The sequence below is a fragment of the Methylovirgula sp. genome (assembly GCF_037200945.1).
GTDB lineage: Bacteria > Pseudomonadota > Alphaproteobacteria > Rhizobiales > Beijerinckiaceae > Methylovirgula.
Map to the genome: position 1 here is coordinate 960873 of NZ_JBBCGP010000001.1, position 13448 is coordinate 974320.

Sequence of the window (13448 nt, forward strand, 5' to 3'; positions counted from 1 at the left end):
GCAGGCCCGGCCATTTTTTGGCCATCCCGCTCGTGCGCGATCTGTGGTAAACACGGGCCAAGATTTGGCGGGGAAGCGAAGGCGGAGCGCAGTCAATGGCGGTCGAGATTGACCCTTATAAATTATCGTCCCCGCGCATCTATCTCGTTCGCATGGTGGTCTTTCTGATCCTCGTCGGCTTTGCCGCGTTGATCCTCTACAAACAGATCGCCCTCGCCTTTTCGCGCAATCCGGGCCTCAATAGCCTGATCTTCTTCGTCCTCTTCATCGGTATCGTGCTGGCGTTGCGGCAGGTCATCCGGCTGTTCCGCGAGGTGCGCTGGGTGAATGCGCTGCCGCGCGGGCTCGAAAACGAGGTGCGCCAGCCGATTCTGCTGGGGCCGATCGCGATGCTCATTGGCGGCCGCCCGGTGAGCGAAGTGGCGCTGCCGACGCTGACCTTGCGCGCCGTGCTCGATTCGATCGGCACACGGCTCGACGAGGCGCGCGACACGTCGCGGTATCTCACCGGCCTGCTGATCTTCCTCGGCCTGCTCGGCACGTTCTGGGGCCTCTTAACCACAGTTGGCTCGATCGGCGACATTCTCAATTCCATGCAGTCGAACGGCGATGCCGCTGTGATGTTCGACAATCTCAAGAGCAACCTCGCCCGGCCGCTTTCGGGCATGAGCATTTCGTTCACCTCGTCGCTCTTCGGCCTCGCCGGCTCGCTCGTGCTGGGCTTTCTCGACCTGCAGGCCGGGCAGGCGCAAAACCGCTTCTATAACGAGCTCGAAGATAATTTGACGGCCAAGACCGCGGTCGATCTGCCGATCGAACCGGCGTCCGGCGACGGCAGTGTGCCGCGCGACCTGCGAAGCGCGATCGAGAAGATCGCCGCGACGGCAGACCAGACTCATGTCCGCGCCACATCGATCGCCATGGCCAATCTTGCCGACGGCATCCAAAGCCTTGTGCAGCACATGCGCAACGAGCAGCAGATGATTCGTGATTGGGTCGAGGCGCAAGCGACGCAGAACGAAGAGATGAAGAAGGTTCTCAAACAGATCGCCCGCGAAGCGGAGCACGGCTGATGCCGCTGGCGCGCGCCCGGCGCCCGCAGCGGCCGGTCGATTATTGGCCCGGCTTCGTCGATGCCCTGACGACGATGCTGCTCGTCATCACCTTCCTGCTGTCCGTCTTCATGCTGGCGCAGTTTTTTCTCGCTCGCGAAGTCTCGGGCAAGGATACGGTGCTGACCAAGCTCAACAAGCAGATCGCCGAACTGACGGCGCAACTTGCCTTGTCGCAGATGAACAAGTCCGACGCCGACAACCAGATCAATGTGCTGAGCGCGACCCTGGACAGCGAACGGAAGAAAAGCGCCGCGCTGCAAGGCGAGATCGCTGCGGCCAGCGCCGGGAATGGCAGCGCCGATGCGCGTGTCACCGCCGCCGAACAGGCTCTGAAGGCCGAAAAGGACGTCTCGGCCCAGGCCTTAGCGCAAGTCGAAATTCTCAATCAACAGATTGGCGCGTTGCGCCGCCAACTCGCGGCGATCGAGGATGCGCTCGCGGCCTCGGAATCTCGCGATAAGGAATCGCAGGCGAAGATCGCCGACCTCGGCTCGCGGCTCAACATCGCGCTCGCCCAGAAGGTGCAGGAGCTCGCGCGCTATCGCTCCGACTTCTTCGGGCGCTTACGTCAAATTCTTGGCGATCGGCCGGATATCCGCACCGTCGGAGATCGTTTCGTCTTCCAATCGGAAGTCCTGTTCGACTCCGGCAAAGCCGAGCTCAATCCCGAAGGCAGGACCGATCTCGACAAGCTTGCCGACGCCGTCGTCGAGCTGAATAAGGAAATCCCGCCTGAAATTCCGTGGGTTTTGCGCGTCGACGGGCACACCGACAGACGGCCAATCCAATCGACCGAATTCCATTCGAACTGGGATCTGTCGGCATCACGCGCCATCGCCGTCGTGGAATATCTCGTCAGCAAGGGCGTGCCGGCCGATCGGCTCGTCGCCGCGGGCTTCGGCGAATTCCAGCCGATCGATCCGGGCGACAGCGATGACGCCTACGCCAAGAACCGCCGCATCGAATTGAAGCTGACGGAAAAATAAAGACGGCGCGCGTGAACGAAATTCAGACGGCCGATTGGAGCAATTTTTTCGTCGCGGAGGTCGGCGCGTCGGCGGCCCTCACCGGCCTTGTTGCCGTTGCGATCTCAATCAATCTCGAGCGCATTCTTGCCTTCAAAACACTGCCGGGATTGGCTGGCTCCGCATTGATCCTGCTCAGCAGCGTCCTCGTCCTCACCAGCGCGGCGCTGATCCCGCATCAGCCGATATTTGTCTTCGGCCTCGAAACTTTCCTGATCGCTCTCACCATGCTGCTCGTGCCGCTGTTCATCCAGGTCCGCTCATGGAAGATCGAGCCAATGCCGCCGCGGCGGACCATCATTCGCGCAATCATGAACGGGGCGCCGGGCCTTGCGATCTTGATCGCCGGCATCCTCCTGCTGATCGGCCAGGCAAGCGGGCTTTACTGGATCGCCGCCGGTGCCATTTTGAGTCTTATTTCCGGCGTGATGATCGCCTGGGTTCTGTTGATCGAAATCCTTCGTTGAGCGCTTGCTTGCGCGTGCCGCCCGGTTCGGTGTAATGCCCGCAGCCTTGCCTTATGCTGCCGGGCCGGTAGCTCAATTGGTTAGAGCCGGCCGCTCATAACGGTCTGGTTGCAGGTTCAAGTCCTGCCCGGCCCACCATTTTCTTCCGCCAATCGGCCCTAGGGATCGCTTACGCAATTTGCAGATCTTTTTTGCGATCTCTCTTGCAAAAATCAGGTTGCGTGACTCAAATCGTCGTCAAACGCGACGTCCCGTACGGCGCGTTGTGTGGAGCGGGCTTTATAGCCCATTGCATATTGGCGTCCGCGTAGACGAGATCATAAGCTGCTTCCCGGGTGAATTTCTGGACGGCTTGATAGACGCCATGGTGCTGGTGATTTTCGTTGGGATAGAAGTCATCGCCGAAAACAATCCCGGTTTTCTTCACCTTTCTTTCCAGCAGATAGAGTTCCTGTAACGTCTGTTCGAATGCATGACTGCTGTCGATATAAGCCCAATCGAGGTAATTATCCGGAATCGAATTCAGCCAGTCGGTTGAGAATTCGTTGTGAATATGCACATCGCCTTCGCCGAGACCGCGCACGAGATTGTCGATTGTTAGTGCATAAGCCTGCGCGGTCCCGAGCCTGCCGAAATCAGTATAAGTCCCCCAGTCCGCGTAAAAATCACCATTGGCCTTCCACCAAGGATCGATCAGATGGAGTCGCGTCGGGCGGGCTTGTGCAATGAGAGCGGCAGACAAATTACCGCAAAAGACGCCCAGCTCCGCGCCGATGGAGGCTTTCGGGATCAATTTCAGGATTTCAGCCCGCCGGGTGACCTCGGACTCTGGAGGCCCCCTGAATCCGGACGGTGGCAGAACGGCCTGCTCCGGTGGATTGAAATGGAGAAAGATCCTTCCGCTCATCTTCTATTCCGTCGGCCAGGTTTCATTCCCGCTGTACTTTGATTCTAAATGATTCTCCAGATCGGCAGGCAATCGTAATCAAGCTTGGCGAAAGCCTATAGGCCGTTTCCAAAGGAAGCAGGAGCTCGGTAATATTGCAGGGTTCTGGCCTCCCAATTCACGGCTTGCCCAAGCAAAATTCCTCGCCCATATAAGGTGTTGATGCCACGTCCGGCCTTGAACCGGACATTGGGAGCAAAAAAGCATGTTTATCGAAACCGAACTCACGCCGAATCCGGCGACATTGAAATTCCTGCCCGGCCGTGCCGTGATGCCCGACGGCACGCTCGACATCCCGGACGCGTCTGGCGCGGCGCAATCGCCGCTGGCCGAAGCCCTGTTCGAAATTCCCGGCGTCGCCGGCGTCTATTTCGGCAGCGACTTCATCACCGTCACCAAGAACGCGAGCGAGTGGCCGCAGCTCAAGCCGGCGATCCTCGGCGTCGTCATGGAGCATTTCACCTCCGGCGCGCCGCTGCTCGCCGAAGGCGTTTCCGGTGATCCGGATGACGAGCCGGATGAATTCTTCGCCACTGAGGATTCCGAGACGGTCGAAACGATCAAGGAATTGATCGAGACGCGCGTGCGCCCTTCGGTTGCGGGTGACGGCGGCGACATCAAATTCCGCGGTTTCCGCGACGGCACGGTCTATCTGGCGATGAAGGGCTCATGCTCGGGCTGCCCATCTTCGACAGCGACGCTGCGCCACGGCATCGAGAATCTGTTGCGCCATTACGTCCCGTCGGTACAAATGGTTGAGGCGGTCTAGACGTCGGATCAATCCGATGCGAGACTTTGGAGATTGAACGCGGCCGAATGACACGCATCCTCGCGATCGATACGGCGCTCGATGCCGTTTCTGCCTGCGTTTACGACGACAGCGCCGTCGATAATTTCGTGTTCGAGACGATCGTGATGCAACGCGGCCAGGCCGAGGCTTTGATGCCGCTGCTCGATCGCGTGGTATCGGACTCGGGTGGCTTCAATGCACTTGACCGTGTCGGCGTCACGGTTGGCCCCGGCTCCTTCACCGGCCTGCGCGTCGGCATCGCCGCTGCGCGGGCGATCGGCATCGCCTGCCGCGTGCCCGTCGTCGGGGTTTCGACCCTCGCGGCTCTGGCGGCGCCACTGATTCTCGCGGGCGAGCCGGGCCTCATCGTCCCGGCCATCGACGCAAAACATGGCAGCGTCTATTTCGCCGTATTCGGACCTGACGGGCGGGCGCTGGTGGCGCCGCGGGTCGCGAGTGTACGCGAGGCCGTGCGGCTCCTCGGCACCGGACCGGTTCGCATGGCAGGCTCCGGCGCGCCGATGCTGGCCATCGAAGCCTGGGCGACACGGCTCGCGGCGGAAGTCGTCGGCGAAACCGGCGCGCCCGACATCAGCTATGTCGCCCGGCTTGGGCTCCTCGCCGATCCGCGTGGGGCGCCGCCCAAACCGCTTTATCTGAAGCCGCCAGACGCCAAACCTCAGGATCAGGGCCACCTGCCGCTCATGCCTGCCTGATGCGCCCCTGGTTTGGCCATGCCGCCACGCCGGCGGTTCGCCGCCTCGGCCCCCGATTCGGCAAGCTCTGCGCCCACATCCACGCGCAGTCCTTTCCGCATCCCTGGAGCGCCGAGGAATTCGAAAGCCTGCTTGCCGGTCGCGACGTCATCGCCCATGCGGTGAGTTTCCCATCCAGTTTTTGGCGGCCGAACCGCGAGCCGTCGGGGTTCGTCCTGTCCCGGCAGGCGGCGGATCAGGCAGAGATTTTGACCATTGCCGTGACGCCCAAGGCCCGCGGCAAAGGCCTCGGCGCGGCACTTCTGGCGGTGCATTTGCCGACGCTGGCGGCGTTACGCGTTAAATCCTTGTTTTTAGAGGTCGAAGCCGGCAATAAAGCCGCCATCCGGCTTTACGAAAGTTTTGGGTTTCGCCAGGTCGGCGAACGCAAAGCCTATTACCGCGCCGCCGATGGCAGCCGGGCCACTGCTTTGGTTTTACGCAGGGATCTTGGCTAGAGCATCGGCCCGAAAAGTGTGAAGCGGTTTTCGGACCACCGATGCGAAGCAATAAAGCCTTAATTCCCAGCAGGATTTGAGGCTACTGCCGTGGCGGGCAAGCCGGATTCAGGCTAAAAGGAGCAATCGGCGCCGCGAAAGGCGGTTGCCAGCGAGGACCATGACCGAAATTCTCGATTTGCCTGCCGATGCGACCGCGGCCGAAACGCCGCAAAGCACAGCGCCGCGCCGCAAGCTGTTCATCAAGTCATATGGCTGTCAGATGAATGCTTACGATGCGCAGAAGATGAGCGATTTGCTGGCGCCTGCGGGCTTCGACGAAACCCAAAGCTTGGACGACGCGGACCTCGTCATTCTGAACACCTGTCACATCCGCGAACGGGCTTCGGAAAAGACTTTTTCCGAACTTGGCAAAGTGCGCGAAGTCAAACTCGCGCGTCGCGCCGACGGTCTCGCGACGCAGATTGTCGTCGCCGGCTGCGTCGCCCAGGCCGAAGGCAGCGAAATCCTACGCCGGCAGAAGGCCGTCGATCTCGTCGTCGGGCCGCAGAACTATCATCGCCTGCCCGATCTGCTACGTCGCGCCGAAACTGCGCCGGTAATCGACACGGAGTTCCCGGTCGAAGACAAATTCGATTTCCTGGTGAAGGCACCCCGCCGCATCACGCAGGCGCGCGGCGTCACCGCGTTCGTCACGGTGCAGGAAGGCTGCGACAAGTTCTGTACCTTCTGCGTCGTGCCTTACACGCGCGGCACCGAAGTTTCCCGCCCGGTCGAGAAGATCGTCGCCGAAATCGAGGATTTAGCTGACGCCGGCGTGCGCGAGATCACGCTGCTCGGCCAGAACGTTAACGCCTATCACGGCGAAGGTCCGGACGGACGCACATGGTCGCTCGCGAAGCTTTGCGCCCGGCTTGCAGAAGTACCGGGCATCGCGCGGCTGCGCTATACGACAAGCCATCCGAACGACATGGATGATGATCTCATCGCCGCGCATCGCGATCTGCCAGCCTTGATGCCGTTTTTGCATCTGCCGGTACAATCAGGCTCGGACACGATCCTCACTGCGATGAACCGCAAGCACAATCGCGAATCTTATCGTGAGATCGTGCGGCGGCTGCGCGTAGCGCGTCCGGATATTGCATTGTCGTCGGATTTCATCGTCGGCTTTCCCGGCGAAAGCGACGCAGATTTTGCCGCGACGCTCGATCTCATTCGCGAGATCGGCTTTGCCAGCACGTTCTTCTTCAAATATTCGCCGCGTCTCGGCACGCCCGGCGCCGACATGGATGCGCAAGTTCCGGAAGACGTGAAGGCCGCGCGGCTCATCGAGCTGCAGGATCTGGTCGAGACGCAGCGGCGTGCGTTCAACCAAAGCCTTGTTGGCAGAACTCTTGCTGTCCTGTTCGAGAAGACCGGACGACATGCAGGTCAGATTGCGGGCCGCTCGCCTTACTTGCAGCCGGTCCAGGTCGATGCGTCCGATACGATGATCGGCCGGGTCGCGCCTGTCGAAATCACCGGCGTGGGACCGAATTCGTTATTTGGGCGCTTGATACCTAGGGAGGCAGAGAGGCTTTGAGACCATCTGACCGTTCGATGTCGCTGCGCAGCGACTCTTCGCCCGTGCCTCTGGCACCCGAACCGCCGGCACAAGTGACCCTCGCCTTCGACGACAACAAACACGCCTCGGTTCTGTTTGGCCTTTATGATCAAAACCTCGCCAAGGTCGAACGCAAACTCGGCGTCGTCGCCAATGCGCTCGGCAATCAGGTGACAATCAAGGGGCCGCCGGAAGCTTGCGAGCAGGCGCGGCAGGTTCTCGAAACCCTTTACGACCGCGTCAAGCTCGGCCAGGCCGTCGGCCCGGGCGATGTGGATGGCGCCATCGAGGAACGCGCGCTGCAAGGCTCGCTGTTTCCCAATGCGGATATTCCACGCACGCATTTCGAACAGATCAGCACGCGCCGGCGCGGCATCGTGCGCGCCCGCAACGCGGCGCAGGATCTCTATATCCGCAGCCTGAAGCGCCAGGAACTCTGCTTTGCCGAAGGTCCGGCTGGGACAGGCAAGACCTGGCTCGCGGTGGGCTATGCCGTTTCGCTGCTCGAACAGGGGATCGTCGAACGGCTGATCCTGTCGCGGCCCGCGGTCGAGGCCGGCGAACGGCTCGGGTTTCTCCCCGGCGATATGCGCGAGAAGGTCGATCCTTATCTGCGGCCGATCTTCGATGCGCTCAATGACTTCATGGACCCGCGCATGGTCGAGCGCGGCATGCAGACCGGCATGATCGAAGTTGCGCCTCTCGCCTTCATGCGTGGGCGCACGCTGTCGAATGCCTGCGTGCTGCTCGACGAGGCGCAGAACACGACCTCCGTACAGATGAAAATGTTCCTGACCCGGCTTGGCGAGGGTTCGCGAATGATCGTCACCGGCGATCCGACGCAAATCGATCTGCCACCTGGACAAGTCTCAGGCCTCGGCGAAGCGGTCGGCCTGCTGTCGGGGCTTGAGGGCGTCGGCCATGTCCACTTCGTCGACAGCGACGTGGTGCGTCACGATCTCGTTCGCCGCATTGTCACCGCTTATGAAGTGCGGCGCGCCCCGCCGATGCTCGAAGGAAAGCCGCGGCGATGAGCACGCAACCGGTCATCGACTTCGCCGTCGAAGGCGCGCTCTGGGCGAACGCGCCCGACACTCCTGGCTGGGCGGCGGCGGCGATCGGCGAGGCGATCCTGAAGTCAGGCATCAAACTCAACCCCGATGTCGAAATTAGCATCCTGCTGACCGACGACGAAGCGATTCGCGAATTGAATGCGCAATGGCGCGGCAAGGATCAGCCAACGAACGTGCTCTCGTTTCCGGCGCCGGGATCGGTCGAAACACGGCAATCGCTTGGCGATATCGTCATCGCCTACGAGACATGCGAGCGCGAGGCGGGCGCCGAGCTAAAAACCTTTCAGGCGCATGTCACGCATCTCATCGTCCACGGCTTCTTGCATCTCGTCGGCTATGATCATGAAGAGGAAGCAGAAGCATTGGCGATGGAATCGCTTGAACGCGAAATCCTTTCCGCGCTTGGCATTGATGATCCGTATGCCATCCGCGTTGCGGGCGTCGAATGAGCATCAACGGAGACCCGGACAGTAGCCACGAAAAGACCGGTAAGCAGGGCTTGCTCGGCCGGCTGCGCGCCTTGCTCGGCCTCGGCGGCGGCTCGCTGCGCGAAGATGTGCAGGAGGCGATCGAAGAAATAACCGAGGCCTCCGGCTTCTCGGCGCTCGAGCGCGAAATGCTCGCCAACGTGCTTTCGCTGCACGAGGTCCGCGTCGCCGACATCATGATCCCGCGCGCCGACATCATCGCCGTGGCGATCGATGCGAGCCTCGCGGAAGTGCTCGAAACATTTCGGACGGCCGGACACTCGCGTCTGCCTGTTTACGCCGAAAATCTCGACGATCCGCGCGGCATGGTCCATATCCGCGACCTCGTCGATTTTATCGCCAAGGTAACCGACGGTTTCACGCTGAATGCGCCGCAGCCGGGCCAGCGCGGCTTTGCCGAAATGACGCTCGCGGAATCCGGTATCTTGCGGCCGGTCCTGTTTGCGCCGCCGTCCATGCCGGCGCTCGATCTTCTCGTCAAAATGCAGGCGACACGCACGCATATGGCGCTCGTCATCGACGAATATGGCGGCACCGATGGTCTTGCGTCGATCGAGGATGTCGTCGAAATGATCGTCGGCGATATCGAAGATGAGCACGATGATGACGAAACGCCAAAGATAGAAGGCGGCTCCGACGGTACATTCATCGCCGATGCACGTGCGAGCCTCGATGATGTCTCGCAGGCACTCGACCGCGATCTCTCCGACCTCGTCGATGCCGAAGATGTCGATACTTTGGGCGGCCTGGTTTCGAGCCTCGCGGGGCATGTGCCATTACGCGGCGAGACGCTCACCGCCGATGGTTTTCAGTTTGAAGTTCTCGATGCTGATCCGCGCCGTGTGAAGCGCATCAAGATTCGACGGATTACGTCCGAGCAACCGGCTCTGCCCGAATCTCGCAACCCTGCGAATGAGGCGGAGGCACCGCAAGGCGGTCTTAGCGAAGCGGCAAAAAGCCGGTAGATTGCATCGATTCGTCCATCCGCCTTCCGTCGATTTTCAGCTCCGCGAGACACATGTTTTCAGCCGCCGAATTTGTCATCCTTGCCGGCGGCTGGCGACGCCGATTCATTGGATTCCTTGGTGGAGCTTGCGGCGCGTTGGCGCTCGCCCCGGCTGATTTTCTGGTGGCGATGATTGTGCCGATGACGATCGCCGTCTGGCTGATCGACGGCGCGGCGGAAGCAAAGCAGGCGCCCGGCGCAAAGCTGCGTTCCGCCGCCGTGCGCAATGCGTTCACCGCCGGCTGGTGGTGGGGCTTTGGCTATTTCGTCGCCGGCTTCTGGTGGCTCGGCGCGGCTTTTCTAGTCGAGCCGCAAGATTTCGTCTGGGCGATGCCGCTCGGTATTTTCGGGCTGCCCGCGTTTCTCGCACTTTTCCCGGCATTGGGATTTGCACTTGCGCGTCTTGGCTGGTCGGCGGGACCGAGCCGCATTCTCATGCTTGCGGCCGCACTCGGCTTCAGCGAATGGCTGCGTGAGCATGTTCTCACAGGCTTTCCGTGGAACGATTATGGGATGGCGCTTGGCGACCATCTCCTACTGGCGCAATTCGCATCCATCGGCGGATTGCCAGCGCTGAACGTTCTCACGGTGGCGATCTTTGCGGCGCCGGCGCTTTTGGCGGATGCACCGTGGAGAGGAGGGCGACGCCTTCCGGCCGGCCTTGTTGTCGCCATCGGCGCATTTCTCGGCCTCTGCGTTTTCGGCGCTGTGCGTCTCGCGTCACCGATGCCGCGCGATCTGCCAGGTGTAAAAGTTCGCCTGATACAGCCCAATGTCGCAGAGGACGAAAACTTCACCGCAGCGCATAAGGATGAGATCGTTGCGCATTATCTCGCACTATCCGATCGCGCGACGAGCCCAGAACATACTGGGCTTGCAGATGTCAGCCTGTTGATCTGGCCCGAGTCCGCCTTTCCTTTCATCCTGACGGAAGACCCGCAAGCACTCGCGACGATTGGCAATGCATTGCCGCCAAATGCAACGCTCGTCACAGGCGCGGCTCGCATCGGCATCGTCAGTCGCGCCGACAAGGAATATCCGGCTTATTTCAATTCCATGCTGGCGATCGCCCACGGCGGCATCATTCTCGACACTTACGATAAAGTGCATCTGGTGCCGTTCGGCGAATATCTGCCGTATGAATCCGCGTTCCGGCATCTGGGCTTACATCACTTCGTTCATATCCCGGGCGGTTTCGCGCCGGGCGCCGCGCATCGGCTGATGAACCTGCCAGGCCTGCCGCCCGTGATGGCGCTCATCTGCTATGAAGCGATCTTCCCCGAAGAAGCTTTGCCGTTGGGCTTGCCACCTGGCACCGAGCCCGGCTTCATCATCAATGTCACCAACGATGCATGGTTCGGCAATACCGCAGGGCCCTATCAGCATATGGCGCAAGCGCGGCTTTTGACGATCGAGCAAGGCTTGCCGATGCTACGCGATGCCAATACCGGTATCTCGGCGATCATCGATCCCTACGGTCGTGTGCTGCAACACCTCGGCGTGCAAACCGAGGGTGTTATTGATGGTAAATTACCCGCTAAAATTGCATCGCCGCCATTTGCAAAGGCTCCGTTTCTTGCAGGAATTCTGGCGTGGGCTTTAAGTTTGTTTGCGTCGCTTCTCGTACGATCGATTGTTTGACAACCGTGGACAACGCGGTTTTATATGAGAAAATCTGCCGTGGGGGCGAGAACGAAACGATACAATAAGCTCGCGATAGATCGCGAGACTGACATCGCGTTTCTGTCGCGGCTCCACCATCACGAGAAACCAGCCCGCATACACCGGCTTCGTCATGGCCATTTCGGCAATATCAACATTATTTACGATGCGCGCCGAACCCGTACCCCGCAGAAGTAAAAGGAAAAGGTGACTTGTGAAGAAGGCTCCGAATCCGATTGATCGTCATGTCGGCAGCCGGGTTCGTATGCGCCGTGTCCTTCTCGGAATGAGCCAGGAAAAACTTGGCGAAGCGTTGGGATTAACGTTTCAGCAAGTCCAGAAATACGAAAAAGGCACGAACCGTATTGGTGCCAGCCGTCTGCAACAGATTTCGCGTACGCTGAATGTCCCGCCGTCGTTCTTTTTTGACGGCGCGCCTCTGCCAGACGAACAGACAGGGGAAAACGGCGCCACGCAATTCGCTGTCGCCGAGCCTTCAAACTCGACTTTCGTGATCGACTTCATCGCCTCGGCAGAGGGCCTGCATCTCAACAAGGCTTTCGCGCGTATTCAAGATCCAAAAGTGCGCAAACGGATCATCGATCTCGTTACGAGCCTCGCGGGTGATGACCCACCCGCACCGCTTGCGGGTAAAAAAGTGGAAGAAGAGACGAAGCCTTAGGCTAGATGGCCAGGGTACCATTCGTTATAACGAACGCTTCCTGCCGAAAAGCTTGACCTAACGAACGGATTGGCTGAAAGTTGATCTAATCGCTTGGCCTGTGTCTCCCACTGTGGCCGAGAGGATTTCACCCTTTTGAGGCACTTGGCGACTCTGGAGTATTTCGTGGCTCGGCAAAACTATCTGTTCACTAGCGAATCCGTCTCTGAAGGCCATCCCGATAAAGTCTGCGACCGGATCTCCGACGAAATCGTCGATCTTTACTTCCGTGAATCCGCCAAAGCCGGCATCGATCCTTACGAAGTCCGCGTTGCCTGCGAGACTTTAGCGACGACCAATCGCGTCGTTATTGCCGGCGAAACGCGCGGCCCCAAACTCTCCTCCGATGTCATCGAACATACGGCGCGCAAGGCGATCAAGGCGATCGGCTATGAGCAGGACGGCTTCCATTGGGAGCATTGCAAGTTCGAAGTTTTGCTGCACGCCCAATCCGTCGATATCGCGCAAGGTGTCGATGCCGCAGGCAACAAGGATGAAGGCGCCGGCGATCAAGGCATCATGTTCGGCTTCGCCTGCCGCGAAACGCCGGAGCTGATGCCCGCGCCGCTTTATTATTCCCATAAAATTCTTGAAGTGCTCGCCAAGGCCCGTCACGCGGGCGAAGGCGACGCCGCCAAGCTTGGCCCCGACGCCAAGAGCCAGGTGACGATCCAATATGCCGACGGCAAGCCTGTCGCGGCGACGCAGATCGTGCTCTCGACGCAGCATCTTGATCCGAATCTGTCGTCGGACGACGTGCGCGCGATCGTCGAGCCCTATATCCGCAGGACGCTGCCGGCGCAGTGGATCAACGAGCAGACGATCTGGCACGTCAACCCGACCGGCAAGTTCGTCATCGGCGGCCCCGACGGCGATACCGGCCTCACCGGCCGCAAGATCATCGTCGATACGTATGGCGGCGCGGCCCCGCACGGCGGCGGCGCCTTCTCCGGCAAAGATCCAACCAAGGTCGATCGCTCGGCAGCTTATGCAGCGCGCTATCTCGCCAAGAACATCGTCGCGGCCGATCTCGCCGACCGGGTCACGATTCAGCTTGCCTATGCGATCGGCTATTCTGAGCCGCTGTCGATTTACATCGATACGCATGGCACCGGCCGAGTCGCGGAAGACAAGCTTGAAGCTGTGCTGCCGCAGGTGATGCGTCTCTCGCCCCGCGGCATCCGCGACCATCTGCAATTGAACAAGCCGATTTACGCGCGCACCTCGGCCTATGGCCATTTCGGCCGGGCACCCGAAGCCGACGGCGGTTTCTCGTGGGAGAAGACGGATCTCGCCGACAAGCTCCGCGCGAGCTTCAGCTAAGCGACGTTTCGCCAAG

Annotated in this window: 14 protein-coding genes and 1 tRNA gene; 14 read left to right on the forward strand and 1 reads right to left on the reverse strand. The window is 60.4% G+C overall.

The genetic code is table 11. The features are described from left to right. The first annotated feature begins 95 nt into the window (after positions 1-95). The 4 genes from WDN02_RS04520 (at position 96) to WDN02_RS04535 (ending at position 2745) form a co-directional block, all read left to right on the forward strand. Entirely contained in the window at positions 96-1073 is a 978-nt protein-coding gene (locus tag WDN02_RS04520; RefSeq protein WP_337292368.1) for a flagellar motor protein MotA, read from the forward strand. Beyond that, the gene (locus WDN02_RS04525) at positions 1073-2101 is read left to right on the forward strand and encodes a peptidoglycan -binding protein (RefSeq protein WP_337292369.1); all 1029 of its coding nucleotides are present in this window, start codon (positions 1073-1075) and stop codon (positions 2099-2101) included. The genes WDN02_RS04520 and WDN02_RS04525 overlap by 1 nt, the downstream gene beginning before the upstream one ends. Before the next feature lie 11 nt (positions 2102-2112). After that, positions 2113-2607, forward strand: coding sequence for a hypothetical protein (locus WDN02_RS04530; protein WP_337292370.1), 495 nt, complete (start codon positions 2113-2115; stop codon positions 2605-2607). A gap of 61 nt (positions 2608-2668) precedes the next feature. Then, positions 2669-2745: transfer RNA gene (locus WDN02_RS04535), tRNA-Ile, on the forward strand. An 88-nt stretch (positions 2746-2833) separates the two neighbouring features. On the opposite strand, the gene WDN02_RS04540 is transcribed toward WDN02_RS04535, so the two are convergent. Continuing rightward, entirely contained in the window at positions 2834-3514 is a 681-nt protein-coding gene (locus WDN02_RS04540; RefSeq protein WP_337292371.1) for a class I SAM-dependent methyltransferase, read from the reverse strand. 244 nt (positions 3515-3758) lie between these two features. On the opposite strand from WDN02_RS04540, the gene WDN02_RS04545 reads away from it, so the two are divergent. The 10 genes from WDN02_RS04545 to metK all read left to right on the forward strand — a co-directional run bounded on the left by WDN02_RS04545 (position 3759) and on the right by metK (position 13432). Next, complete coding sequence (locus tag WDN02_RS04545; RefSeq protein WP_337292372.1) at positions 3759-4322, forward strand: NifU family protein; 564 nt, start codon at positions 3759-3761, stop codon at positions 4320-4322. A gap of 47 nt (positions 4323-4369) precedes the next feature. Continuing rightward, on the forward strand, positions 4370-5059 hold the full coding sequence (gene tsaB, locus WDN02_RS04550; protein ID WP_337292373.1) for a tRNA (adenosine(37)-N6)-threonylcarbamoyltransferase complex dimerization subunit type 1 TsaB: 690 nt from the start codon (positions 4370-4372) through the stop codon (positions 5057-5059). Beyond that, positions 5059-5556 carry a GNAT family N-acetyltransferase gene (locus WDN02_RS04555; RefSeq protein ID WP_337292374.1) on the forward strand — a complete coding sequence of 166 codons (498 nt, stop codon included), beginning with the start codon at positions 5059-5061 and terminating at the stop codon, positions 5554-5556. Before tsaB ends, WDN02_RS04555 begins: the two co-directional genes overlap by 1 nt. A gap of 160 nt (positions 5557-5716) precedes the next feature. Further along, positions 5717-7138: a tRNA (N6-isopentenyl adenosine(37)-C2)-methylthiotransferase MiaB gene (miaB, locus tag WDN02_RS04560; protein WP_337292375.1), complete on the forward strand. Its 1422-nt coding sequence runs from the start codon at positions 5717-5719 to the stop codon at positions 7136-7138. A 17-nt stretch (positions 7139-7155) separates the two neighbouring features. After that, entirely contained in the window at positions 7156-8193 is a 1038-nt protein-coding gene (locus WDN02_RS04565) for a PhoH family protein (protein ID WP_337294863.1), read from the forward strand. After that, the gene (ybeY, locus tag WDN02_RS04570; RefSeq protein ID WP_337292376.1) at positions 8190-8681 is read left to right on the forward strand and encodes an rRNA maturation RNase YbeY; all 492 of its coding nucleotides are present in this window, start codon (positions 8190-8192) and stop codon (positions 8679-8681) included. The genes WDN02_RS04565 and ybeY overlap by 4 nt, the downstream gene beginning before the upstream one ends. Next, a complete protein-coding gene (locus WDN02_RS04575) occupies positions 8678-9685 on the forward strand; it encodes a hemolysin family protein (RefSeq protein WP_337292377.1) in 1008 nt (335 codons plus the stop codon). The genes ybeY and WDN02_RS04575 overlap by 4 nt, the downstream gene beginning before the upstream one ends. Positions 9686-9738: 53 nt before the next feature. Next, entirely contained in the window at positions 9739-11367 is a 1629-nt protein-coding gene (lnt, locus tag WDN02_RS04580) for an apolipoprotein N-acyltransferase (protein ID WP_337292378.1), read from the forward strand. 235 nt (positions 11368-11602) lie between these two features. Next, positions 11603-12070, forward strand: coding sequence for a helix-turn-helix transcriptional regulator (locus WDN02_RS04585; RefSeq protein ID WP_337292379.1), 468 nt, complete (start codon positions 11603-11605; stop codon positions 12068-12070). Positions 12071-12235: 165 nt separating this feature from the next. Beyond that, the gene (gene metK / locus WDN02_RS04590; protein WP_337292380.1) at positions 12236-13432 is read left to right on the forward strand and encodes a methionine adenosyltransferase; all 1197 of its coding nucleotides are present in this window, start codon (positions 12236-12238) and stop codon (positions 13430-13432) included. The last annotated feature ends 16 nt before the right edge of the window (positions 13433-13448 follow it).